The following is a 23,671-nucleotide window of genomic DNA, read 5'->3' as shown; positions in this document are numbered from 1 at the left end:
TTTATACAAAAAGGGCCATTCCTGTGCAGGAATGGCCCTTTTTGTATTGTTAGATACGTTTATTCTTTCGCGCCGGTGAAGGTGATGGCGGTTTGCGGATCGTTGGGGTTGGTTTGAACGCGCAGGACGAGGGCCTGGCGTTCCATGCCGTTGGTGTTGAATGCGCGGTCGGTTTGGACGGTGCCCAGGATTTGACCTTGCTGAGATAGCTGAATGCTTTTATCGGCGAGGCGGGTCAGTTGCAGGTGCGTAAACGTCTGCATTTGAGCGGTCGGGTACTTGCGCAGGTACGTTAGCGTAACGGTAGCATCGGTCTCGGGCGTCAACGTGGCGGTGGGCATCTGATCGGCGGGAAGGGCCACGCAGAGATAATCCAGAAAGCCATTGGTCAGGTACGTTCCCGACACTTCACTCGCCAACGTAGGAGCTACGTCGTTGCCAGGGCCACAGGCGGCCGATAGAAAGGCAAGTATGCTAAAGAGTAAGGCTTTTTTCATAATGTACGTCCCGTTCAAAGTACAGATACAAATTAACGGCCAATCGTTGGAAAAGGCAGTTAAATTTACTTAACAGCCTCAAGCTTAACGCGGATGCTGGATGTTAGATCTTAGACTAGCACGGCCCCTAATTTTTAAAAGCAGGTCACTCTGTGGGCTTCATCAGGAAGGTGTAGATTTTCCCTTCGGCATCGGTACTGATGAAAAAGTCGAGCGTGGCCAGAGCGAAGGTGGCTTTGTATTTGGCCACTCCATCTTTTATGCCCGCGGGTTCAGCGGCGGTCCACTTGCCCAATTGGTTGCTTACCTGCGAGGCTACTTGCTTCATTTGGTCCAGCGAAATCTGGTTTTTAAATGCCGTACCCATGAGCGCGTAGAGCGAATCAACCTTCTGTTCATTCAAAAAGCGCTGCGACAGTTTGGTGAGCGAGTCGAGCTTCATCATTTCGGGCGACGGAGCAGTAGCTGGTGTTGAGGCTGTTTGTGCATTGGCCGAAACGATCAGGCCCATCAGCAGGGCAGCAGTAGCAAAAAAGCGTTTCATACGTGTAAATCAGATTTTCGTGTTCGTAAAATAGGTTGATTATAACAGGTTTATAGTCATTCCATTTTTCGAGCGGGCTTTACAGGTGATAAACGGACCTTTCTGATTATCTGTTTGCGTCTACCTTTGTCTTTTACTAAGTCCATTTACTCACAAAGTTTACTTTCAAATTTATGAAACAGTGTTTTGCGTTATTCACAGCCCTTTTGCTTGGCTTTTCGGCTCAAGCTCAAGAATTTAAAGCGTTCAAGGTTAACCTCTCACTCGGGGTAGCCATTCCAAGCGGAGGTGGCGGCGTTTTGTTCTCTCTAGAACCTAAGTATGGCATCAACGACCAAATTGACCTAGGCTTGCGCATTGAGGGGGCCGCTATGGCCCGCAACGTTGTCGCGAATGGCAACACCACCAGCGGCGATGTTCAGCTGGCTGGTTCTTACATTTTGACCGGTAACTACATGCTGTCGACCAATAATTTCCGGCCGTTCGTTGGCGTGGGTGCCGGTCTTTATTCAGTAGCCAGCACTGGTTTTTCAGAAAGCGGCGGTCAGTCAAGCAATGGCTCTATTGCAGCAGGTAATGTGTTTGGCGGTATGGCACGGGTTGGTTTCAAGGCTGGTCACTTCCTGCTGGGTCTGGAGTATAATCTGGTGCCCAACACCAACTCTATTGTGTTCGACAGCGACGGCACAAACCAGATCGGCACCAGCGTCCAGAGCAAAAATTCATACGTCGGCGTGAAACTCGGTTTCGATATCGGTGGTGGTCGCAAATAACAGCGTACACTTTTTTCAAGAGCGCCCTTCAGATTAGTTCTGAAGGGCGTTTCTTTTTTGGAGACGTGTTTACCCCCTTACCGATTCATCGTCAAATTACCCGCGGCGTTGTAGCGGAGTTCTTCTTCGGCAAGCATCAGGCGCACAGTTTGTGCCAGATCGTTTTCGTCGGTTTTACTGAAATAACCCGACAGTTGCTTCGGTGTGACGCCTTTGTCGCGGGCCAGCGTGATGTACTGACGTACCTGCTCACGTATCTGCGGGTCAGGGCCCGCTTTCTTTTTGGCTTTCAGACAATTGTCGCAAACACCACAGGCAGCATCCGTTTTTTCGCCAAAATAATTTTGCAGGATACGGGTTCGGCACTGGGTCTGATGACGAGTGTAATCGACCGATGCCTGCGCTTTGGCCAGGGCATGCTGACGTCGCTTTTCCAGACCTTGCACATCGAACGGAAGTTGGCGAGCATCTTGCCGGGGCGTCAGGTACGTTAGCTGTGGCTTATCCGTTTGTTTCTCGTAGATAATCACTTCCCGTTCGGCCAACTGCGTCAATAGCTGAATGATCTCGTTCTCCGACACCATAAACGCCCTCGACAGATTACCTTCTGAAATAGGCAGGAAATCGGTGAAAATTTCGCCGCCATACATCCGGAGCATCAGCTTGATGAACGGGTCGAAGCGGGGGTTCATAACCTGAAACTCGTAAATGGCCCGATTATCCATGTTCATCACCACCCGCGACGATCGGAAATAAGCTTCGCTAAGGTCGATGTAGCCCGCCATCTGAAGCTGTTTCAAGGCGTAATGTGTGTCTTGTGGGGGCAGCGAATAGGTCTTGGTAAACTGCGCCAGATCAAAATCAAACGTCTCGAATTCGCCACTGCCAACGGGCACTTTGGTGTAGTTGGCCAACGCCTGGTAGGTACGTCGAATCAGCTCGACAGATGGGTATTGCTGTTCGGTCTGGAACAGCACTCGTTCACAGTCGGCTTCGGTATACAGCAGCACGGCATACGCCTTTTGTCCGTCGCGGCCAGCGCGGCCGGCTTCCTGATAATAGGCTTCGAGCGTATCGGGCGGGTCGAGGTGAACAACCACCCGTACGTCGGGTTTATCGATACCCATACCGAAGGCATTCGTAGAGACGATGATGCGGGTTCGGTTCTCGATCCAGTCTTCCTGTTTCTGCGACCGCTCGGGTGTGCTAAGACCAGCATGGTAGAAGTCGGCCGAGATGCCCTGCTTTACTAGCCAATCGGCCATGTATTGCGTTTGTTTCCGACTCCGCACATACACGATACCCGTTCCGGGTACGTTGGTCAGAATTTTCAGCAGGCGCGCTTCCTTGCCTTCTTCCAACATGGCCGAATAAGATAGATTAGCCCGCGCAAACGTTTGCCGGAATACCTGAAAGCCGGTTTTAAAATCCAGCTTTTCGATGATTTCCTGCTGCACATCGGGCGTTGCCGAGGCAGTCAGTGCCACGGTAGGCACCTTGCCAGACAGGTGCTCCCGAAAGTCGGCAATTTGCAGATAGGGGGGGCGGAAGTCGTGACCCCAGGCCGAAATACAGTGTGCCTCGTCGATGGCGAGCAAACAGACCGTCATTTGCCTGGCCCGTTCAATCATTATTTCTGTGCGTAGCCGTTCGGGCGAAACGTATAGAAACTTAAGATTTCCGTAGATACAGTTATCGAGAATGGTATCGATTTCGCGGTAATGCATGCCCGAGTGAATCGCGGCGGCCGGGATGCCACGCCGCCGAAGCTGAAAGACCTGATCTTTCATAAGCGCGATGAGCGGCGTTACAACGATACAAACGCCTTCCATTCCTAAAGCGGGCACCTGAAAGCAAACCGATTTCCCACCGCCCGTAGGCATCAACACCAACGCATCGTGACCGTCGAGTATGGCATTGACAACGTCTTCCTGCAAGGGCCGGAAAGCGGAGTAACCCCAGTACGTTTGTAATAATTGGCGAGCGGTCATAGATACTGCAAAAATAACGGGGGCATCCCGGCTTTCTTAAGACAATAAGGCTGAGTTATTCGTTTGTATTGTAAACCTCAATTCGCAGGAAAGAAACGTACGTTAACATGGAAAAAGTTATCAAAACCGATGAGGAGTGGCGACAGATTCTGACGCCCGAGCAGTTTCGGGTGGCGCGCCAAAAAGGTACCGAACGCGCTTTTACGGGGGCTTATTGCGAATCGAAAGATCCGGGTACGTATGCCTGTGTGTGTTGCCACACGCCTTTATTTGAATCGACCAACAAGTTTGAATCGGGCACGGGTTGGCCAAGTTTCACCGAGCCGTTGGTTGCCGACGCCATTCGGCTCGAAAAAGATTACAGCTACGGTATGTACCGCGTAGAAGTGCTTTGCAACGTATGCGACGCTCACCTCGGTCATGTGTTTGACGATGGGCCACCACCAACCGGCTTGCGCTATTGCCTGAATTCAGTATCTTTAGTATTAATCAATCCTTCTTGATTCTTGACTCAAATCTACGTGTATGATGCACCATTACGCATTGCGTTTGCTGGTTGTGCTGCTGCTAACCACAGGCTCACTCATGGCCCAAAAGCGAACGTCAACCGCCCGAACCCGGCCACTGACTACCTATGAGAACTTTGCCATGCGTAATCGGTTAGTCAAAGCCGATTCTATCATCTGTTACGCTTCCAAAGAAAATGCATTTACCCGCATTGGGCCGCCACAAGGTTTTGGTGATTCGCGCGCCCGCCGCGCTGCCACATCGACGTTCATCGTTGATTACGTAGGTTATCCCGACAGTGCAAGAGCTGCTTTTCAGCGCGCCGTAGATATCTGGTCAACGTTGATTGTGAGCCCGGTACCTATTCGCATCAGAGCTACCTGGCAATCGTTACCTACCGGCGCGCTTGGCAGTGCCCGGCCTGCCACCTACATTGGAGCGCCTGATGGGTCGCAGCGAGCCACCGCTTATTATCCTATTGCGTTGGCCGAGAAAATTTCTCGCCGCCCATTGAATAACCCCGCCAATCCAGACATCGTTGCGAATTTTAGTAGCGACGCTTCCTGGTACACAAAACTGGATGGACAACCAACCGGTGGACGCTATGATCTGGTTACGGTAGTGCTTCATGAACTGGGTCACGGCCTGGGGTTCAGCGGCGGTATTACCGAGAATCAAAATGAAGAGCCTGAAGTAGCTCTCCCCGTTGTGTTCGATACGTACATCGAGAATAATCTGGGCACCAAAATTTTGAGTGAACAGGTTGCTAATTCGCCCGCCGCCTTGCTCACGCAGGCTACAGGTCAAAACCTGTTTATAAACGGCCCTATTCTGCGTAGTAAAACCGGCGATAAGGCCAAAATTTATGCCCCCGCCACCTACGATGCCGGCTCGAGCCTGTATCACCTCGATGAGAATACATACCGGCAGGGCACGCCAAATTCATTAATGACGCCCTTTATTGGCGCGGCCGAAGTATCGCAAAACCCCGGTCCGGTCGTGTTATCATTTTTTGAAGACATGGAGTGGAAAACCACGTCTCTGCTACACGAACCCATTTCTGATCTTGAATCAGCTGCCGGTGTAACCTTTACGGCGCGTGTGATCAGCGATACTACGCTGGGCGCTGAGCCACCCAAACTGTTTTACCGCACAGGTTTTCCAACCACAGCCGATAATACCTATAAAGAGGTCAATCTGGTTCGCCAGGGCACTTCAGATACCTATTCAGTCGTGCTACCGGCCACCGAAACACCGGGCCGCACCGTTTACTACTTACAAACCCGGGATGCCTCGGGGCGGACGTTTACCAATCCTGGTAAAGACAATGCTGGCACCCTTCAGTACTACTACTCGTTTTTGGTTGGCCCCGACCGTGTACCACCCACCATTGTACACGCGCCCGAAAAAAGCGTTTTACTGGAAGCAGAAGTAGATACCCTGGCTATTCTAGCCAAGGTTACCGACGATCGGCGCATTCTGAACGCGGCCCGGACCAAACAAGGCATAGATACGGTTTTCGTGGAGTATAGGGTCGATGGGGTGGCGAGACCTGCCGTTTCTATGTTCCAGTTAGATCCATCGGTGTTTAACGTACCCGACAGTACCTGGGTGGCTGGTATTCCTATCGCTGTAGGCTCGCTCAGAGGAGGCTCTGTGATCAGTTACCGAATTGGTGCACGTGACTTATCGTCGACGGGCAACCTGGTGTATAGCCCGGCAACAGGCTTTTATTCAATCACCGTTGTGGCCCCGCAAACGACCGTCAGAAACCAGTATATCAACGACTTTAATGCGGCTACGGCAGCGGCTGATTTTACTGGAAACGGGTTCAGAATTGAGCAACCCACCAGCTTCAGCAGTGCGAGTATCAACTCCGATCATCCTTACAAAAACGGGGCAGATGTTTTCAACGAAAGCAACTACACCTACACCCTGCTTGCCCCCATTCGGGTGAAAGAAAACCCTGACAGCGCCCGCATTCAGTTCGACGAGATTGCGTTGATCGAACCGAGCGATCCGGGGTCTGTTTTCGGTGAGGCCGGCTTTTACGACTATGTCATTGTAGAAGGCAGCAAAGACGGGGGACGTACTTGGCGGCCCATGCTGGATGGATACAATATCAACGATAAAACAGACTGGACCACCGCCTGGAATTCGAGTACAGCCTCGGGATTACCCAACGAAACCAATTCTACGGCCGTAGGCAGACCGGCTCTTGTGAAACCACGTACCATCTTTATTCAGGCAACCGGTTTTTTCGTACCAAATGATGTTGTTCTGATTCGTTTCAGGCTTTTTGCTGATCAACTGGTTCATGGCTGGGGCTGGCAGATCGATAATCTTAAAGTTCAGGTAGCACCACCGCCACCGATTCTGGCCACCGAGCCGCTACCAATTCCGCTTTTCGCGGTGTACCCGAACCCCGCCACGGGTACGGTACGCGTAACGGCAGAGCTGGCGCAAACGGCTACAGAAGGTACCATGACCCTGAGCGGCCCCACCGGCCAAACATTGCGCCAGCTACCTGTGGCTGTTCGTAACGGCAAACAGATCAGCGAACAACTCGATGTAAGCCAACTGCCAGCTGGTATTTATTTCCTGCAGTTGAACGCGGGCGATGCCAAACAAGTGAAAAAAATTATGGTGACCCGATAAGCGATTAGTAACGGGTTAAAGCTCAGAATGTGGGTCAGGTACGTTTTCCAGCGTATTTTAACCTTCCATTCTGAGCTTTTTCTTTTCATTATGACCTCAACGTACCCAACAATCTTGATTTTACTTTTGTGCATGATTTCGTTGACCCAAACCCAGGCGCAGGACTTGTCCAGGCGTCTGCACGATGCCCATGATGTCTATAAAGACACCACGTTTACACATCGCCGCTTTAAACACCGCGACATAGTGTCGGCCCTTCAGCACGTGGGCAGTCCGCTGTCGGTGAGCCAGATCGGTACATCACTCGAGAAGCGGAGCATTCATCAGGTGAAGGCCGGCACCGGGTCAATTCCGGTACTACTCTGGTCGCAAATGCACGGCGATGAGGCCACAGCTACCATGGCCTTGTTCGATATTTTTCGGTTCCTGCAAGCTTCCAATGATGGTTTCGACGAGATGCGGCAGACGATTCTAAGTCAGACGTCGCTCTACTTCGTGCCTATGCTCAACCCCGACGGTGCCCAGCGTTTTCAGCGACGTACCTCGGCCAACATCGACATGAACCGGGATGCCCTGCAACTTCAATCGCCCGAATCGGTGCTGTTGAAGGGGTTACAGCAAACCCTGAAGCCACTGGTAGGCTTCAACCTGCACGACCAGAATCCGCGCTATAGCGTAGGCAGGTCGGGCAAGCAGGCGGTGGTTTCTTTTCTAGCTACGGCCTACGATCCGGCCCGCAGCATCAACGAGGTGCGAAAGCGATCGATGCAGTTGATTGTGGGTATGAACAGGGTGTTGCAGCAGTTTATTCCCGGTCAGGTAGCCCGTTATGATGATGAATTTGAACCCCGCGCTTTTGGCGATAACATTCAGAAGTGGGGTACCACGCTGGTCCTGATCGAGTCGGGGGGACAAGTTGGTGATGCCGAAAAAATGAGCATTCGCCGCCTCAACTTCGTGGCCATTCTATCGGCTCTGCACGCCATTGCTACCGAGTCGTACGCTTCAGAACAAATCACCGAGTACCAATCCATTCCCGAAAATAGCCGTACCCTGTTCGACCTGTTGATTCGGAACGCCACCATTGTGCGCAATGGCAAACTGGCTACCGTTGATCTGGGCATCAATCACTACGAAGTCAATACCGATTCGGCCCGGTCGTTTGCTTACCGAAGCCTCATTGAAGACATGGGCGACCTATCCACCTTTCACGGTCTTGCCGAACTCGATGCCACCGGCCTAACGCTTGTGCCAGCGCGCCTGTATACAGAACCGCTAGACTCCATAAGCAGCTTGCGGAAGCTGAATCTCATGCAACTCAGAGAAGAGGGCATAACCGCCTTTAACGTGCGTAATCCGGTTAAACGGGATACATTTCCGACCTACCCCGTTCACGTTCTTTCGGGAGGGAAACTACCTGGCCGCCCACCGGCAGTAGGACAGATTGCTACGTTCCTGCTGAAAAAAGGCAGTCGGATCAAACAGGCGTTTGTGAACGGGTTTCCAGATGATCGACATGGGAACGGAATTGTCGATTAACATGACTATCAACTATTTACAACGAAAAAAGCCCCATCAGAGTCGCGCTCTGATGGGGCTTTTCGATATTAACTTAGTTGCTTTTAACGAACGGCAAAGGCACCGGCTCCAATTTTGAAACCTTCGCTATAGAGCTCTACCGTGTATTTTCCGGGCCGATAAGGAGTACCACGGGTATACATTAGCTCAACGTTTTTACCATTGCGGTCATAGTTTACCGTTTGCTTAACAGTGTAAACCATCTCATCGCTACCCGACCGGAACGTACCTGAGCCGTTGGCCATATCCGAGATCACAGCCCCATCTGGGTCGAGCACCCGGATAAATACATCCTTGGGTTCTTCCTGCGTAATAGGATTATCAGCCAAGGCATACATCAGCTTAATTTTCTCCAGGCGTTTTGCCCGGTAAGCGTCATCTTCTTTCACCTTGCCTTTCGGGTTAACCGCCAGCACCTTAATATTCTGCGCCTTAAGTGCGGAAGCCCGCGTTACTTTCGAGGCCAGTTCCTGATTCTGAGAAGCTACAACGGCTACCGTATCTTCGAGCTGTTGACGACGTGTTTTCAACCCAACATTCTCGGTATTCAGCGTTTGGTTATCAACGACCAATACTTCTTTCTCGCGTTGAAGTACGGCAATGGCTGTATCCTTTTCGGCAAGAAATGCTGTATACTCCTGAATTTTGAGCTCGTATTGTGCAATGGCTGCCCGCGAAAGTTTGGCTCCCCGTGAAAGTGCCTGCTTATCTGCTTCCAGTTTAGCCTTAACTTTTTTGAGCTCAGTTACATCGCCACCCAGCCGCTCTACTTCGGCAATCTTAGCATCTAGGGATGTTGAAATCGAATCGAGGGTAACGCGGGTGTTCGAGAGTTCTTCCACGCGTTCTGCAATTGTCACTTCCTGAGTTTCTGCTACTGTCTTCTTATCGAAATAGAGGTAGCTGGTTACTCCCGCCAGGCCCGTCATGAGAATGAGGGCGGCTAAAAGCGCTCCGTTTGCCTTAGGCTTTTGCTGATTACTCTCCATAATTATAGTACGAATTTTTAAAATGAAACAAACACGAACTAGGTATTAGGTAGAGTAAGTCGATAGAAAAGCAGGTTTGGATGAAACGATATGGACATAACGAACAAAAGACGTTAATAGTGCAAGACCTTAGCAAATGGGAAAATGGGCCAGCAATCAGGTACGTCAGATATTCAGGATTGGTTGTAGCTTTGAGTAATATACTTTTCGGGCGTAACTGCCTTTTGCCTACCGTATACAGATGCTTGCAAAAACTTATGGCGCAGCCGTTTATGGCGTTAATGCCACTATAATTACCGTTGAAGTGACCGCTGGTCAGGGCATGAAATTCTTCATGGTTGGCCTGGCCGACAGCGCCGTTAAAGAAAGTGAACAGCGGGTTGAATCATCGTTGAAATATTCGGGCTACCGGATGCCCCGACAGAAAGTAGTTGTCAATTTAGCCCCGGCCGATATTCGGAAAGAAGGATCTGCCTATGATTTGCCCATTGCTCTATGCGTGCTGAAAGCGTCGGAGCAGGTCAACATGGAGAAAGAGCTCGAAGAGTATGTGATCATGGGCGAATTGGCCTTAGACGGAACGCTACGGCCTATCAAAGGTGTACTTCCAATTGCTATTGAAGCTCGGAAACGCGGTTATAAAGGGTTTGTGCTGCCCGTTGAGAACGCCGAAGAAGCCGCTATCGTCAACAACCTCGACATTATTCCGGTGGCGACGATGATGGAAGCCCTCGAATTTTTTGAAGGAAAAAGAACCATCGATCCCCTCGTTGTCGACACCCGCGACCTGTTCTTCAGTAGCCAGAATGCGTACGACGCCGATTTTGCACACGTGCAGGGGCAGGAGAATATTAAACGGGCCATGGAAATTGCCGCCGCTGGTGGCCATAACGTGATCATGATTGGCCCACCGGGAGCTGGTAAAACGATGTTAGCCAAGCGATTGCCTACCATTTTACCCCCAATGACTTTACAGGAGGCGCTGGAGACAACCAAAATTCATTCGGTGGCGGGTAAGCTGGGTGCCAAAGCCACGCTGGTATCGCAACGTCCCTATCGGGCACCGCACCATACCATTTCAGATGCAGCGCTGGTAGGAGGGGGGAGTTTTCCGCAACCGGGGGAAATTTCGCTGGCCCATAACGGCGTATTGTTTCTGGATGAATTGCCCGAGTTCAAACGATCGGCGCTGGAAGTAATGCGGCAACCCCTTGAAGATCGCAAAGTCAGCATTTCGCGGGCTAAATGGGCGGTTGAATTTCCGGCCAATTTCATGCTCATTTCAAGCATGAACCCCTGCCCCTGTGGTTACTACAACCATCCCGATAAAGAGTGCGTTTGTGGACCCGGTGTGGTGCAAAAGTACCTCAACAAAGTCAGTGGCCCCCTGCTCGACCGAATTGACCTACACGTAGAAGTGACGCCTGTCTCCTTTGATCAGATGACTGGCAATCGCCCCGCCGAAACCAGCGAAGCCATCCGTGAACGGGTAATAAAGGCGCGTGAACGACAGACGAAACGATTTGAGGGGCAGGAAGGCATCTATTCCAACGCCATGATGCCGTCGCAGATGGTGAAGGAAATTTGCCAGATAAACCCCGCCGGACGCATTCTGCTCAAGACCGCCATGGAGCGGTTGGGGTTATCAGCCCGCGCCTACGACCGCATTCTGAAAGTCTCCCGCACCATTGCCGACCTCGCCGATTCAGACGAGATCAAGATCGAGCACCTCGCCGAAGCCATTCAGTACCGCAGCCTGGACCGGGAGAATTGGGCGGGGTAGAGGGATTGAGTTTTCGGTCTTCTGTTGCGCTGCTTCATCAACATACTTACTGATTAGCAGCGCAACAGAAGACAGAGGACTTATTTTGTCGAATCAGCAGGCATCGGCGTTCCGTTTTTCTCGGCCTCTTTCGCTGCTTTTACCTTCGCTTTTTCCTGTTTTCGGAAATACCCCCGGAATAGAAAATTGCTTTTTAAGGCTTCCAGATTCTCGTCCAGTTTCTGGGTGCTGCTATTCAAATTCCGAACGGTACTTCGGATATCATTACCTACCGATACATCACTAGTCAAGACACCCAATGCGCTGTTGCCGTTTTTGAGCTTTTCAGTGGTCTGTTTCACATCGGCAACCACATCATTGGCCGACACAGAAGCCCGTTGCAAGTTGGCAGTCGACGTTCGCACATTCCGCATAATGGTGGTATCGGTGATGAGGTCGTTGGCCAACGTACCTGGCCGGTTCAGCTTAGCGGTGAATGTGGTGAGTGAACCTGTCATTTTCGCCGCGTTGGCCGACGCTTGTTGCAAGCTAACCATCGAACCACGGAAGTTTTGAACAATGGCAGTGTCGTTCAACAACAAGCCAGCCAAACCACGTCCGTTTTTCACCCGGTTTACGATACTGCCAATATCTGTCGTGATTTTCAACAAGTTACGATTAGTCACCTGTAACGTATCAATGATCGATTCCATGCTAAGGGCTTCGCGGGCGCGCAGCATATCGCCTTCTTCAACAGAGGGTGTATTGAGCGAACCGCCCACAATCACGATCAGTTTGTTGCCAATCAGCCCGTCGGAACCAAGCGTAGCCTGTGCATCTTTTCGGATATACTGCGCCGACTTTTCCTCAATATTCATATCGACCTCCACTTTCGAGGAGCCAACAAAACGAATGCGTTTGATAGTGCCAATTTTGACACCCGAAAACCAGACGTTATTGCCTGTTTTCAGGCCACCTACATCATTAAAAACAGCTTTTATCTCTATGGTTGACACAAACCGCTTTTGCTGCCCGCCTAGAAACAAGATACCTGCTAACAAAATGGCCAGGCCAATAAACACAAACAGGCCTACAATAACTCCCCGTCGATTTGATTTCATATGGTTGTATGTTGACTAGAACGCAGATTGAACGGATTGGGCAGATTTATGCTGATTAATTACTGATTCAGACGAATTGATTTATCACTGATCAGTGCAAATCGGCCCAATCGACGTTATCCGTGTTCCCATTATTTTATTCAGTGAAATTGTAATGATAGAATTGTTGCACCCGTTCGTCGTCGGTAGCAAAGACTTCGTCGAACGTACCTACGCGTTGGAACTGACCATCGAAGAGCATGGCCACCCGGTCGCCAACCGTTTTGGCGCAGGTCAGGTCATGAGTAATCACAATCGCCGAAGCCCCGTGACGTTCCTGTACTTCGTTGATCAGGCTATTGATTTCGGTGCAAGTGATTGGGTCAAGGCCCGCTGTCGGCTCATCATAGAGCATAATTTCGGGTCGCAGAATTAGCGTACGGGCAATACCAATGCGTTTACGTTGCCCTCCCGACAATTCGGATGGCATCTGATTAATCGCCTGTTTCAGCCCAACATCGTCAAGCGCTTCTTCTATCTGCCGGTCTATGTCGGCACGAGTTAGGTTTCGGACGTTGCGCACAAGCGGGAATTCCAGATTTTCGCGCACCGTCATACTATCATACAAGGCACTGTTCTGGAATGAGAATCCCACTTTTAGGCGAAGCTGATCAAGCGCTTTTGAATCGAGCGACACTACATCTTCACCGAGTACCGTCACTGTACCCGAATCGGGTTTCAAAAGACCAACCAATAGTTTGATAAGCACCGATTTACCCGTACCCGAACGGCCAAGTACAACCAGGTTTTCTCCTTTGTATAAATCCAGATTAACCCCACGCAACACATGATTATCGCCAAAAGCGACGTGTAGGTCTTTCATCTGAATAACTGATTCTGGCATAGTGGTGTGGTTTACCTAATTGTCGCGGAGGGCTCCAACAATTTGCAAGGCGAGCAATTCTTCAATGAAAATCAGAAACATAGAGGTTACCACCGAGGCATTGGCTGCTTTACCAACTCCTTCTGTACCCTTCGATGAGTTGTACCCCTGGTAACACCCAACCATACCAATGGTGAAACCAAATACAACGGATTTGATCACCGACGAGAAAATGTCGAGAAACGTGATGGTGTTAAATACTTCGCTGATAAACGATTGCATACTGGTGGCCTCGTTTCCACTAACATTCATGAAAGAGCCCAGTAAACCCACCGCAATGGCGTACATGGCCAACACTGGTGTCATGAACGTAGTGGCCAGTACACGACTGACAACCAGAAATTTAAACGGATTAGTAGCTGACACCTCCATGGCATCGATCTGCTCGGTTACCCGCATCGAGCTAAGTTCGGCCCCAATATTTGACCCCACCCGGCCCGCTGCGATCAGTGAGGTTACCAATGGACCGATGGCCCGTACCAACGCAATAGACACTAGCGAAGGCAACCATGAAGTGGCCCCAAACTGCGCAAGCGAAGGTCGAGATTGGTTGGTAAAAACAATGCCCGTGATGAAACCTGTCAGCGAAATCAACGGCAGCGAACGTACCCCAACTTCGTAGCATTGCCGAATAATCTCCCGGCCTTCATAAGGTGGCAAAACAACTTCCCGAAAAAAGCGGCCCACAAACATAAATACGTTGTTGAGCGACAACAGTATTCCATCTATGCGCTTGCCTAAAAGCGGACGTTCATTGGGTGGCGAAGAGGGAATCATTACAGGTACGTAAAGAATGGAGCATAGTGAGTGACGAACTACATTAACGTTTCAGTTGACTAGTGGTTCAAATAGCCAGCAAAAGCCTACATAGTGGGACTTTTCAGGTAATTTACGAGCAATTGAACCAATACGAATCATTAAATGTATCAACATTAAATACAATTGAAAATAAAATAACTAGACCATGAGCACGCTTATTAACGGCCTTCACCACGTCACCGCCATTGCTGGTGATACGCATCGCAACGTTGACTTTTACAGGAATGTATTAGGGCTTAGGCTCCTGAAAAAAACCGTCAATTTCGACGCGCCAGATGTGTACCACTTGTATTTCGGCGATGAAACAGGTTCGCCCGGTACCATCTATACCTCGTTTCCATATGGCAACATTCCACGGGGCCGAAAAGGCGTTGGACAACTAACATACACCGCTTTTTCAGTACCTGTAGGATCGATGAGCTTTTGGCTCGATCGGTTGCATCAGTTCCAGATTCCGTACTCGGCACCGGCTAAACGCTTCAGCGAAACGTACATTCGCTTCGAGGATTTCGACGGCATGGGTGTTGAATTAGTCTTCACCGATGCCGACGCTCGTTTGGGCTATAACAATGGTCAGATAACGCCCGAAAATGCCGTTCGTGGCTTTCATGCGGTCACTTTAGAACTGCTGAAACCTGAACGGACGGTTGAGTTATTAACAGGCATTATGCAGCACCGGTTAGTAGCCGAAGAAACCGGACTTTTCCGCTTCGAAGCTGGACTGGGAGGGTCAGGTAAGTACGTGGATATTCACATTTCAGATAATCCGGTTCGCGGTTTACAGGGCGCGGGTTCTGTCCACCACGTCGCTTTTTCGACCGATACCGACGAAACGCAGTTAATCATTCAGCAGCAGTTGGCCGAAGGTGGTTATCAGGTAACGCCTGTACAGGATCGTAACTATTTCCACAGTATCTATTTCCGCGAACCAGGTGGTGTACTGTTCGAAGTAGCAACCAATCCCCCCGGATTTGCCATCGATGAGTCGCCCGAATTGCTGGGTACGTCGCTGATGTTACCTCCCCAATATGAAGCCCGCCGGGCACAGTTGGAGAGCGTTTTGCCGGTAATTGACTAAAAACAGTTTATAGTTTGAGGTTTTGCGTTTAAACGCAAAACCTCAAACTATAAACCTCTTCTTCCTGATGATTCATAACCCAACCAATTTTATGACCGCAGGCGTGCCGCTCGAAGAGGCGAAGCGCGTTATGATTATGGTGCATGGCCGGGGCGGTTCGGCGCGTGATATACTGGCGTTGGCTCAATATCTCGATGCCGACGACATGGCTTTCGTAGCACCGCAAGCAACCGATGGTACTTGGTATCCGTACTCGTTTTTACAGCCTACCGAACGTAACGAACCGTATCTTTCTTCGGCGCTAACAGTGTTAGAAATACTCAGAGCACGTTTGCAGGCTGATTTCAACGTAAAGACAACGCAGATGTACTGGCTTGGCTTTTCGCAGGGTGCTTGTTTAACGCTGGAATTTCTGGCCCGTAACCCTGCTGCCTACGGTGGTATTTTCGGTCTTAGTGGTGGATTAATTGGTCCGGACACTACTCCACGCGATTACGCGGGTACGTTCGCCGAAACACCGGTTGTACTGGGTTGTAGCGACCCGGATTCACATATCCCGAAAGCACGTGTGATGGAGACAGACACTGTTTATACCAAAATGGGTGCTCGTGTTCAGACGAGAATCTACCCCAACGGAGGGCACACAATTAACGAAGATGAATTATCTTTGGTTAATACCGTATTAATGGCCGGGTAATTCTGGTCAGGCACTTAACTACTAACCGTTATGAGTCAATTCATGGTCGAGTTTTCGCTGGCCAACATGGACGCCGCCTTCATGGCCAAAGTTCCGGAGCAGCGTGCTAAAATCAACGAGCTGATGGAGCAGGGGCATATTCTGTCTTATTCGCTGGCAGCCGACCGGTCGAAATTGTGGTGCATTGTTAATGCCGAAACAGAATTGGACGTACTGGAAACGATCGCTCAATTCCCCCTGATCGACTATATGAAACCCGATATTTCTGAGTTGATGTTCAATAACGTGGTGTCGTTGCGTGTACCGATGTTTTCGTTGAACTAAGCTGTGTAGCACCGAAGCTCCAGCTTCGGTAGTGGTAAACCGGCCAACTTACTACCGAAGCTGGAGCTTCGGTGCTACTATCAATGCCTTTCTACCTCCGCCGTTACTTCCTGTTTTTGTGCCTGTTTCTGGGTACGTCTTTATTAACTGACTGCCAGCCCAAAGCGAAAGAAACGCAGGAAACGGAGCAGCAATCACAAAAGAAAAAACATCGAAAACGGCATCGCGACCGGGATTACCAACCGCACGATGATCAGCAACGTACCCAGCAGTATCAGTCTGAAAAGGCGTCGCGAAAGAACAATGGTACACGTATCCAAACCGGGCAGATTCCGCAGAAGGTGTACGACGTACTGGCTTACGCACGGGCCAATAAACGCGCGATGGACGGGTATGTTGGCGGCCGTCGGTTCGGTAATTTCGAGAATCATCTGCCTCGTTCCGATACAGACGGTAAGCCTATTCAATATCAGGAATGGGACGTCAACCCAAAGGTTCGGGGTCGAAACCGAGGCACCCAACGCCTGGTCACCGGCTCAGATGGCCGCGCTTGGTTCACTAATGATCATTACAACACGTTTGTGGAAGTGAAATAAACCGGTTCGTGGTTTGTTGTTTGGGGTTTGTAGTTGCGCTGCTTTATCACCAAATTCTAATAAAGCAGCGCAACTACAAACCCCAAACAACAAACCACGAATCCCAAAAAAAATGGCTGCTAACTTCATACTTTCTTCATCAGAACCTGCTTTGGCTGATCGGTTTCCGGATCATTTCATTGCGCACATCGATGGGAGTAAGGCCCGGACACTCCGGCAGTTTTACGACCAAATGGCCGATGCACTGGAATTCCCGGACTTTGGCAATAACCTCGACGCGCTGAACGACGCGCTAAATGATCTTCAATGGCTTGAAGATGAGAAGATTGTGCTCTATTTCACCAATACTGATCAACTTATCAGTCAGGAGCGCGACCCCAAAAAAATGGCGTCGATACTTGCCATTCTGGAAGCCACCGCCGAAGACTGGAAATGGATGGCCGATGACGAGACTGATTTGGCGGACAAGAAAGAGTTTTCGGTCGTTTTTCAGACCAGCCCTCGCATTGAAGCCCTAATGGAACAGGAGGGCATCGCATTTGAAGTGGTAGGGTAATTCTATTGCCGTAACGCGGGCTTTAGCGGGGGCGCCTAGCCCGCATTTTTAATCACGAAAATGCGGGCTAAAGCCCGCGTTACAGCAACAAATTGGATTGAATTACTGTTCTTTTTATGCCGCCGGGTTTAGTCGCCCGGCGGTTTTTCGTGTTCCTGCAGACCTGAATTTACGCTTTGACAACGACTGCTCTTTTATCGCTTTACGCCGACGATCCGTTCATCAACATCCTCGCGCAACCGTTGCTTAATCGCAGCAAAACTGACCCTACACGTGTTCAGGTAAAAGGTATTACCGGGAGCCTCGACGCTGTCTTGGCGGCTACATTGACGAAGCAAACAGGCGGCAATCATCTTTTTGTGTTGACCGACAAAGAAGAGGCATCTTACTTCTTCAATGACCTGCAAAATCTGCTCGGCGTCACTGATATACAAGACCGCGACAGGAAGGTAGCTTCTACAGACACATCGAGTCATGTATTAATGTTCCCGATGTCGTACAAGAAACCATATCAATACGAAGAGATTGAGAATGCCAATGTGCTAATGCGCGCCGAGGTGCTGAATCGAATCAATATGGGTAACTCGTCGGGTAACGCAAAGCAAAACAGCGGAGCATCGCCCACTTTGCTTGTCACGTACCCGGAGGCTATGTTCGAGAAGGTCATCAATCGGCGTTCATTGAAGGCCAATACGCTGGCCGTTCGGACAGGAGATAAGCTCGATACGAACTTCATTTCGGAGATGCTACAAACTTATGAATTTGAGAAGACTGACTTCGTGTACGAAGCGGGGCAATTCTCTGTTCGCGGCGGCATTATCGACGTGTTTTCGTTTGCGTCTGAGTTTCCATATCGCATCGAACTCTTTGGCGATGAGGTGGAAAGTCTGCGCCATTTTAACCCTGAAACTCAACTTTCGACCGACCGCCTCGACCTGATAAGTATTATCCCGAATGTTCAAACGCGGCTGACACACGAAACCCGGGAATCGTTCCTGGATTTTCTTCCGAAAGAGACCTGCCTTTGGTTCAAAGACATTGAGTTTGCCCTCGAAATTATTGAAAAGTGTTTTGAACGCGCCGAGGAAAGCCTGGCGCAATTGGTTGGAGCTGGTGGGAATATTCAGGTGGTGGATGATCCTGAAACGTTATTCGAGACGCGCCGGGCTTTTCTGAATCAAATAAAAGGATTTACGACTGTTGAATTTGGCCGGAAGTTTTACTTCAAGTCAGAGAGTAAGCTGGCGTATCCGTCGAAACCACAACCCTCATTCAACAAAGATTTTAAGCGGGTAGCCGAGGCGCTTAGTGATTTCCAGAGCAAAGGGTTCACCAACGTTCTGGTGGCCGAATCGTTCAAGCAGCTCGAACGGTTGAAAACGATCTTCGATGAAGTGGATCCGTTCCTCAAATTCCAAACGCTGCAAGTCGGCATTAAGGAGGGCTTCATCGACGATACGCTAAAAGTCGCGTGTTTCACCGATCACCAGATTTTCGATCGCTATTTTAAATACCGGGTACGTGACAAGTTTAGCAAGTCGAAGGCACTTACCCTTCGCGAACTCAAGACTCTGCAACCGGGCGACTACGTCACGCACGTCGATCATGGCATCGGACGGTTCGCGGGTATGGAGCGGGTCGACCACGGCGGCAACGAGCAGGAAGCTATCCGACTCATCTACCGCGACAATGACATCCTGTTGGTAAGCATTCACTCACTCCACAAAATCTCTAAGTATAGTGGGAAAGAGGGTGGGCCACCAACCATGAACAAATTAGGCTCGCAGGAGTGGGACCTGAAAAAATCGAAAGTTCGTAAGCAGGTTAAGGATATCGCCCGCGAATTGATCGCTTTGTACGCAAAAAGGCGAAATGCACCGGGCTATCGGTTCTCCGACGATTCTTTTTTACAGGCTGAATTGGAATCATCGTTTATTTATGAAGATACCCCCGATCAAGCCAAAGCAACCGCCGATGTCAAAAACGACATGGAGAAGCCCCACCCGATGGACCGGCTCGTTTGTGGAGATGTAGGCTTCGGCAAAACAGAGGTAGCCATTCGGGCGGCGTTCAAGGCAGTGACCGATAATAAGCAGGTAGCGATTCTGGTCCCGACCACGATCCTGGCCATGCAGCATTACCACACCTTCAAAGATCGGCTGGCTAATTTTCCGGTGAAAGTGGGCTACATCAACCGCTTCAAAACTACGGCGCAGATCAAGGAAACCCTTCGGCAGGCAGCTTCCGGCGAATTGGGAATCCTGATCGGCACCCACCGGATTGTGAACAAAGACGTCAAGTTCAAAGACCTTGGCTTGTTGATCATTGACGAAGAGCAGAAGTTTGGGGTGAAGACGAAAGACCGCTTAAAAGAGATGCGCGTGGAGGTCGACGTTTTGACGCTAACGGCCACTCCCATTCCGCGTACGCTTCACTTCTCGTTGATGGGTGCCCGCGACCTCTCGGTTATTGCCACGCCGCCACCCAACCGTCAGCCCGTTACCACGGAGACCCACCCGTTCAGCGATACCCTAGTTCGTGATGCGGTCAGTTATGAACTTCGTCGAGGCGGTCAGGTTTTCTTCGTGCACAATCGAGTTAGCGATATTGAGTCGATGGGTAACATGATCAAGCGACTTGTACCCGATGCACGCATCGGCGTTGCTCATGGACAGATGGAAGGTGACCGGCTTGAGAAGGTCATGACCCGATTTATCGAAGGCGAAACCGACGTATTGGTGTCGACCAACATCATCGAGTCGGGCCTTGATATTTCAAACGCCAACACGATTCTTATTAATCAGGCGCAGAACTTCGGTTTGTCAGACGTACACCAAATGCGCGGTAGGGTAGGGCGGTCAAACAAGAAAGCGTTCTGTTATCTACTTACGCCACCTGCATCTGTGCTCTCGTCTGACGCTCGCAAACGGCTGCAAACATTAGAAGATTTCTCTGACTTGGGCGAAGGTTTCAAGATTGCCATGCGTGACCTTGACATCCGCGGAGCAGGGAATTTGTTGGGTGCCGAACAAAGCGGTTTTGTGAATGACCTCGGCTACGAAATGTATCATCAGATTCTGGACGAGGCCGTTCAGGAACTGCGCGAAACGGAGTTTAAAGAACTGTTCATGGATACGCCCGAAGTATTCAGACCGCTGCTACCCGATACCGTTATTGAGACCGATCTCGAAGTGATGATTCCGGAGTCGTATGTGACGAACATCTCTGAGCGCCTATCTTTGTACACCCGTTTAGATAGCATCAAAGACAAAGCTGAATTACAGGCTTTTAGGAAAGAAGTATCTGATCGATTCGGTCCACCACCCAGAGGGGTCGAGAATTTATTTAAAATGGTGGCTGTTCGCTGGAAGGCGGAGGAGTTACACCTTGAAAAACTGACACTTAAGAATACGATTTTGAAAGGAACTTTCGTTTCTTCCGAGAAAGACAACCAAGCCAACAGCTTCTTTTCATCCGACGGCTTTGGCAAGGTAATTGACTACATCAAGGCGCACCCAAAGGAGTGTTCGCTTAAAGACGTTAAAAACCGGTTGTTCTTCACCCATCAGAACGTGACCAACATTGATCAGATGGATGGAATTCTTGAAAAACTGACGAAATGAGAATCGAGATTTGATAAACAAGAGACAAGATAATGCTGACAGAGAATCGTCTTGCCTCTTGTTTCTTACTTCTAACCTCTCTTTTCTAGCTTCTACAATTTAAGCCTGCACACAATACACAACAATGATTCAGAAGTATCACCTGAAACGCGCGGCTCTCGTGCTTCTAGCCACGGTTGCCATGGCAGCCTGTAAGACCAAACACCCGACGAGCGTAAAGCCGGGAAAAACCAGTACGGCAACGGGCATTGCCTACAATCAGAAAGAAGGATTCCAGGTAAAGAAATTTTCGGTTCCCGGAGCGGGGCCTAACCTCGTATTCGTAGAAGGTGGCCGTTTCACATTGGGTGCTCTGGAAGAAGATGTCGTGAACTCGCGTGATAACCGCGAACGTACGGTATCTATTCAGTCGTTTTACATGGATGAAACGGAGATCGCGAATATTCACTACCTCGAATATTTGGATGCAATCCGCCGCGATTCTTCGGAAGAGGTTTATTCACGCGCTTTACCTGATACAACCGTTTGGGCCAATCTTTTGTCGGCTAACGATTCGTATGTGACACAGTACCTGCGTCACCCTTCGTTCCGTTACTATCCGGTAGTAGGTGTGTCATGGGTTCAGGCAAACGACTATTCAGTATGGCGTACCGACGCGGTGAATGCCGAACTATATAAGAAAGGTAACCCAGGTAAAAAGGGGGGCAAAGGGTTCTCGCTCAAACGGAAGTCGAAGGCGGTTGATCCTGCTGCTGAAACGGTGCAGGGAGCTGAAACCGCTACTGCCTCTACGAAGCCTAGTCTGGAAAGTGGATTGATTCTACCCGATTATCGTATTCCGACCGAAGCAGAATGGGAATATGCCGCTAAGGCACTCATCGGTACGCAGTATGTAGACGAGAATCAGTCGAATCAGCGTATTTATCCTTGGGATGGCTCATCGGTGCGCAACCCTAAGAAAGGCCGTAAACAAGGTCAAATGTTAGCCAACTTCAAACGTGGCCGCGGTGACTATGCCGGTATTGCTGGTCGGTCGAACGACGGAGCTATTATTACACAACAGATCTACGCTTATCCTGCGAATGACTTCGGCCTCTACAATATGGCCGGAAACGTTAACGAATGGGTTTATGACGTTTATCGCCCGCTCACGTTCCAGGTTGAGAGTGACCTGAACCCGGTTCGTCGGAATGGCTATCTCGACGATGCCAAGAACTATGACAGCAAGGGTAACAACTCGTTAATCAATGATAATCTTCGTGTATATAAGGGCGGCTCTTGGAGCGATGTTGCTTACTGGTTAGCACCGGGTACCCGTCGTTTTATGGATCAGGATTCAGCCACGGCTACCATCGGTTTTCGTTGTGCTATGACAGGTGTTGGACTTAACAAGTAAGCCACACTAATACATCATTTCTTTTCGCTTAGCGGCCACTCGTCATCGGGTGGCCGCTATTGTTATAATACCTACCGTTGCTGCACCAGCATCGCGCAACTGAGCAATACAAGCCTCCAGCGTTGCGCCGGTAGTAAGCACATCATCTACAATGATTACGTGCTGCCCACGTACCACAACGGGTTTCGTTACCTGAAATACATTTGCCACATTTTGCCATCGTTCGAGTCGGTTCTTTCGGGTTTGTGAGGAAATGAACTGGGTACGTTCCATCACGTCGGGACGGGTCACAATGCCCATACTCATCGATAATCCTTCAGCAATCCATTCGCTTTGGTTATAGCCACGTTGCTGTTGGCGTAGGGGATGAATCGGTACCGGAATCAGCATATCTGCTTTCATGGGCATTCCTTTCAACTCCGCCAATTCCTGACCGCACCATTTACCCAACTGAAAACCGAGATCGCGTTTGCCCCGGTATTTCATCTGGTGAATTAATCGTTGCACAATACTCTTCTTTGTGAAGTAGGCATAAGCATATACGTAATCGACGGTTACCCGCCCACCGAATTTATTCAATAGTACAGATTGTTCTTCACCCGTATTGATGTGTGGTAGCTGCATCCGACAGGTAGTGCAGAGACCTTTTTCTTCGCCAAAAAGCATCGCTTGGCAACCCGCACAGAGTGTGGGATAAAACAGATAAATAAGATTACTAAAGGCCGATCGAATAAACGGGAACATGCTTCTTAAGCGTTTTGTAGATACACGCTAACTATATGTGTTATTGCTGCTTATAAATCTGTTTCTACTCTAGCTCTCCATATCCTGCTTTGCAGGAAATCGCGTAATTTTAATCAATCATTATCAACTTCTTATGCTCACTAGTACTGCTTCATCAACCCTCGATGCCAACTGGGAAAATTTACTTAACAAGATTGAGCAACTCGTGGGTAAACGACCCGCCGATTTGAACGGGGTCTTGTTCCTGATTGGCATGCAGGAGTTGGGGCGGGGGCCTAAGCGTTTCTCGAAAGAGCAAAAGCAGGACCTTCTGCATGTTGCTGTTTGTACAGTTTTGAGCCAATCTGGTTTTTATTCACCCATCGGACCAGATAAAGATAATTGGCCGCAGTTCGACTTATTGAAGCCATTGCCTTCTGGCGACATTCTTGCTCAGGAAGACTTATTGAAATCACATGTGTTGCTTTATTTTGACTCGATGCTCAACAGCTAAACT

21 protein-coding genes are annotated in these 23,671 nt (G+C 49.8%); 13 read left to right on the top strand and 8 right to left on the bottom strand.

Translation table 11 applies throughout. From position 1 onward, the window contains the following. Nucleotides 1–59 precede the first annotated feature (59 nt). A complete protein-coding gene (locus tag ACAW87_RS20690; RefSeq protein WP_370725549.1) occupies nucleotides 60–497 on the bottom strand; it encodes a hypothetical protein in 438 nt (145 codons plus the stop codon). A 145-nt stretch (nucleotides 498–642) separates the two neighbouring features. Beyond that, on the bottom strand, nucleotides 643–1,041 hold the full coding sequence (locus ACAW87_RS20685) for a DUF3887 domain-containing protein (protein WP_370725548.1): 399 nt from the start codon (nucleotides 1,039–1,041) through the stop codon (nucleotides 643–645). A 173-nt stretch (nucleotides 1,042–1,214) separates the two neighbouring features. Here ACAW87_RS20685 and ACAW87_RS20680 point away from each other — a divergent pair, with 173 nt between their 5' ends. After that, complete coding sequence (locus ACAW87_RS20680; RefSeq protein ID WP_370725547.1) at nucleotides 1,215–1,814, top strand: hypothetical protein; 600 nt, start codon at nucleotides 1,215–1,217, stop codon at nucleotides 1,812–1,814. A 77-nt stretch (nucleotides 1,815–1,891) separates the two neighbouring features. On the opposite strand, the gene ACAW87_RS20675 is transcribed toward ACAW87_RS20680, so the two are convergent. Further along, complete coding sequence (locus ACAW87_RS20675; RefSeq protein WP_370725546.1) at nucleotides 1,892–3,805, bottom strand: RecQ family ATP-dependent DNA helicase; 1,914 nt, start codon at nucleotides 3,803–3,805, stop codon at nucleotides 1,892–1,894. Between the two features lie 107 nt (nucleotides 3,806–3,912). Here ACAW87_RS20675 and msrB point away from each other — a divergent pair, with 107 nt between their 5' ends. From msrB to ACAW87_RS20660, 3 genes are all read left to right on the top strand, one after another. Beyond that, nucleotides 3,913–4,308 carry a peptide-methionine (R)-S-oxide reductase MsrB gene (msrB, locus tag ACAW87_RS20670; RefSeq protein ID WP_370725545.1) on the top strand — a complete coding sequence of 132 codons (396 nt, stop codon included), beginning with the start codon at nucleotides 3,913–3,915 and terminating at the stop codon, nucleotides 4,306–4,308. 22 nt (nucleotides 4,309–4,330) lie between these two features. Continuing rightward, complete coding sequence (locus ACAW87_RS20665) at nucleotides 4,331–6,970, top strand: T9SS type A sorting domain-containing protein (protein ID WP_370725544.1); 2,640 nt, start codon at nucleotides 4,331–4,333, stop codon at nucleotides 6,968–6,970. A gap of 114 nt (nucleotides 6,971–7,084) precedes the next feature. After that, nucleotides 7,085–8,509, top strand: coding sequence for a M14 family zinc carboxypeptidase (locus tag ACAW87_RS20660; protein ID WP_370725543.1), 1,425 nt, complete (start codon nucleotides 7,085–7,087; stop codon nucleotides 8,507–8,509). Nucleotides 8,510–8,592: 83 nt separating this feature from the next. Here ACAW87_RS20660 and ACAW87_RS20655 read toward each other — a convergent pair whose 3' ends face one another. Continuing rightward, complete coding sequence (locus ACAW87_RS20655; protein ID WP_370725542.1) at nucleotides 8,593–9,537, bottom strand: DUF8428 domain-containing protein; 945 nt, start codon at nucleotides 9,535–9,537, stop codon at nucleotides 8,593–8,595. Nucleotides 9,538–9,778: 241 nt separating this feature from the next. Here ACAW87_RS20655 and ACAW87_RS20650 point away from each other — a divergent pair, with 241 nt between their 5' ends. Continuing rightward, entirely contained in the window at nucleotides 9,779–11,320 is a 1,542-nt protein-coding gene (locus ACAW87_RS20650) for a YifB family Mg chelatase-like AAA ATPase (RefSeq protein ID WP_370725541.1), read from the top strand. Between the two features lie 80 nt (nucleotides 11,321–11,400). Here ACAW87_RS20650 and ACAW87_RS20645 read toward each other — a convergent pair whose 3' ends face one another. The 3 genes from ACAW87_RS20645 to ACAW87_RS20635 all read right to left on the bottom strand — a co-directional run bounded on the left by ACAW87_RS20645 (nucleotide 11,401) and on the right by ACAW87_RS20635 (nucleotide 14,119). After that, nucleotides 11,401–12,420 (bottom strand): MlaD family protein, encoded by a 1,020-nt coding sequence (locus ACAW87_RS20645; RefSeq protein WP_370725540.1) that lies wholly within the window; start codon nucleotides 12,418–12,420, stop codon nucleotides 11,401–11,403. A gap of 136 nt (nucleotides 12,421–12,556) precedes the next feature. Next, nucleotides 12,557–13,303, bottom strand: a complete 747-nt coding sequence (locus ACAW87_RS20640; RefSeq protein ID WP_370725539.1) for an ABC transporter ATP-binding protein — start codon at nucleotides 13,301–13,303, stop codon at nucleotides 12,557–12,559. A 15-nt stretch (nucleotides 13,304–13,318) separates the two neighbouring features. Then, nucleotides 13,319–14,119 carry an MlaE family ABC transporter permease gene (locus ACAW87_RS20635; RefSeq protein WP_370725538.1) on the bottom strand — a complete coding sequence of 267 codons (801 nt, stop codon included), beginning with the start codon at nucleotides 14,117–14,119 and terminating at the stop codon, nucleotides 13,319–13,321. A 187-nt stretch (nucleotides 14,120–14,306) separates the two neighbouring features. On the opposite strand from ACAW87_RS20635, the gene ACAW87_RS20630 reads away from it, so the two are divergent. From ACAW87_RS20630 to ACAW87_RS20600, 7 genes are all read left to right on the top strand, one after another. Next, nucleotides 14,307–15,239 carry a ring-cleaving dioxygenase gene (locus tag ACAW87_RS20630; RefSeq protein ID WP_370725537.1) on the top strand — a complete coding sequence of 311 codons (933 nt, stop codon included), beginning with the start codon at nucleotides 14,307–14,309 and terminating at the stop codon, nucleotides 15,237–15,239. A 67-nt stretch (nucleotides 15,240–15,306) separates the two neighbouring features. After that, nucleotides 15,307–15,936: an alpha/beta hydrolase gene (locus ACAW87_RS20625; RefSeq protein ID WP_370725536.1), complete on the top strand. Its 630-nt coding sequence runs from the start codon at nucleotides 15,307–15,309 to the stop codon at nucleotides 15,934–15,936. Between the two features lie 30 nt (nucleotides 15,937–15,966). Further along, a complete protein-coding gene (locus ACAW87_RS20620) occupies nucleotides 15,967–16,260 on the top strand; it encodes a muconolactone Delta-isomerase family protein (protein WP_370725535.1) in 294 nt (97 codons plus the stop codon). 83 nt (nucleotides 16,261–16,343) lie between these two features. Then, entirely contained in the window at nucleotides 16,344–16,856 is a 513-nt protein-coding gene (locus ACAW87_RS20615; RefSeq protein WP_370725534.1) for a guanyl-specific ribonuclease, read from the top strand. Between the two features lie 112 nt (nucleotides 16,857–16,968). Continuing rightward, nucleotides 16,969–17,412: a barstar family protein gene (locus tag ACAW87_RS20610; RefSeq protein ID WP_370725533.1), complete on the top strand. Its 444-nt coding sequence runs from the start codon at nucleotides 16,969–16,971 to the stop codon at nucleotides 17,410–17,412. Between the two features lie 176 nt (nucleotides 17,413–17,588). Continuing rightward, nucleotides 17,589–21,035 (top strand): transcription-repair coupling factor, encoded by a 3,447-nt coding sequence (gene mfd, locus ACAW87_RS20605; RefSeq protein WP_370725532.1) that lies wholly within the window; start codon nucleotides 17,589–17,591, stop codon nucleotides 21,033–21,035. Between the two features lie 124 nt (nucleotides 21,036–21,159). Further along, nucleotides 21,160–22,431, top strand: a complete 1,272-nt coding sequence (locus ACAW87_RS20600) for an SUMF1/EgtB/PvdO family nonheme iron enzyme (protein WP_370725531.1) — start codon at nucleotides 21,160–21,162, stop codon at nucleotides 22,429–22,431. Nucleotides 22,432–22,473: 42 nt separating this feature from the next. On the opposite strand, the gene ACAW87_RS20595 is transcribed toward ACAW87_RS20600, so the two are convergent. Continuing rightward, a complete protein-coding gene (locus ACAW87_RS20595) occupies nucleotides 22,474–23,175 on the bottom strand; it encodes a ComF family protein (protein WP_370725530.1) in 702 nt (233 codons plus the stop codon). A 133-nt stretch (nucleotides 23,176–23,308) separates the two neighbouring features. Here ACAW87_RS20595 and ACAW87_RS20590 point away from each other — a divergent pair, with 133 nt between their 5' ends. Further along, nucleotides 23,309–23,668, top strand: coding sequence for a hypothetical protein (locus tag ACAW87_RS20590; RefSeq protein ID WP_370725529.1), 360 nt, complete (start codon nucleotides 23,309–23,311; stop codon nucleotides 23,666–23,668). The last annotated feature ends 3 nt before the right edge of the window (nucleotides 23,669–23,671 follow it).

The organism is Fibrella aquatica (genome assembly GCF_041321135.1).
GTDB classification, from domain to species: Bacteria; Bacteroidota; Bacteroidia; order Cytophagales; family Spirosomataceae; genus Fibrella; species Fibrella aquatica.
This window is presented reverse-complemented; position numbering and strand designations above follow the sequence as displayed.

What these genes read in the sequence shown, in the direction of transcription:
- ACAW87_RS20610 (WP_370725533.1), top strand. Translation starts at nt 16,969, where the DNA reads ATGGCTGCTAACTTCATACTTTCTTCATCAGAACCTGCTTTGGCTGAT.
- msrB (WP_370725545.1), top strand. Translation starts at nt 3,913, where the DNA reads ATGGAAAAAGTTATCAAAACCGATGAGGAGTGGCGACAGATTCTGACG.
- ACAW87_RS20650 (WP_370725541.1), top strand. Translation starts at nt 9,779, where the DNA reads ATGCTTGCAAAAACTTATGGCGCAGCCGTTTATGGCGTTAATGCCACT.
- ACAW87_RS20655 (WP_370725542.1), bottom strand. Translation starts at nt 9,537, where the DNA reads ATGGAGAGTAATCAGCAAAAGCCTAAGGCAAACGGAGCGCTTTTAGCC.
- ACAW87_RS20675 (WP_370725546.1), bottom strand. Translation starts at nt 3,805, where the DNA reads ATGACCGCTCGCCAATTATTACAAACGTACTGGGGTTACTCCGCTTTC.
- ACAW87_RS20645 (WP_370725540.1), bottom strand. Translation starts at nt 12,420, where the DNA reads ATGAAATCAAATCGACGGGGAGTTATTGTAGGCCTGTTTGTGTTTATT.
- ACAW87_RS20685 (WP_370725548.1), bottom strand. Translation starts at nt 1,041, where the DNA reads ATGAAACGCTTTTTTGCTACTGCTGCCCTGCTGATGGGCCTGATCGTT.
- ACAW87_RS20640 (WP_370725539.1), bottom strand. Translation starts at nt 13,303, where the DNA reads ATGCCAGAATCAGTTATTCAGATGAAAGACCTACACGTCGCTTTTGGC.
- ACAW87_RS20625 (WP_370725536.1), top strand. Translation starts at nt 15,307, where the DNA reads ATGATTCATAACCCAACCAATTTTATGACCGCAGGCGTGCCGCTCGAA.
- ACAW87_RS20665 (WP_370725544.1), top strand. Translation starts at nt 4,331, where the DNA reads ATGATGCACCATTACGCATTGCGTTTGCTGGTTGTGCTGCTGCTAACC.
- ACAW87_RS20595 (WP_370725530.1), bottom strand. Translation starts at nt 23,175, where the DNA reads ATGTTCCCGTTTATTCGATCGGCCTTTAGTAATCTTATTTATCTGTTT.
- ACAW87_RS20630 (WP_370725537.1), top strand. Translation starts at nt 14,307, where the DNA reads ATGAGCACGCTTATTAACGGCCTTCACCACGTCACCGCCATTGCTGGT.
- ACAW87_RS20635 (WP_370725538.1), bottom strand. Translation starts at nt 14,119, where the DNA reads ATGATTCCCTCTTCGCCACCCAATGAACGTCCGCTTTTAGGCAAGCGC.
- ACAW87_RS20600 (WP_370725531.1), top strand. Translation starts at nt 21,160, where the DNA reads ATGATTCAGAAGTATCACCTGAAACGCGCGGCTCTCGTGCTTCTAGCC.
- ACAW87_RS20615 (WP_370725534.1), top strand. Translation starts at nt 16,344, where the DNA reads ATGCCTTTCTACCTCCGCCGTTACTTCCTGTTTTTGTGCCTGTTTCTG.
- ACAW87_RS20690 (WP_370725549.1), bottom strand. Translation starts at nt 497, where the DNA reads ATGAAAAAAGCCTTACTCTTTAGCATACTTGCCTTTCTATCGGCCGCC.
- ACAW87_RS20590 (WP_370725529.1), top strand. Translation starts at nt 23,309, where the DNA reads ATGCTCACTAGTACTGCTTCATCAACCCTCGATGCCAACTGGGAAAAT.
- ACAW87_RS20620 (WP_370725535.1), top strand. Translation starts at nt 15,967, where the DNA reads ATGAGTCAATTCATGGTCGAGTTTTCGCTGGCCAACATGGACGCCGCC.
- ACAW87_RS20680 (WP_370725547.1), top strand. Translation starts at nt 1,215, where the DNA reads ATGAAACAGTGTTTTGCGTTATTCACAGCCCTTTTGCTTGGCTTTTCG.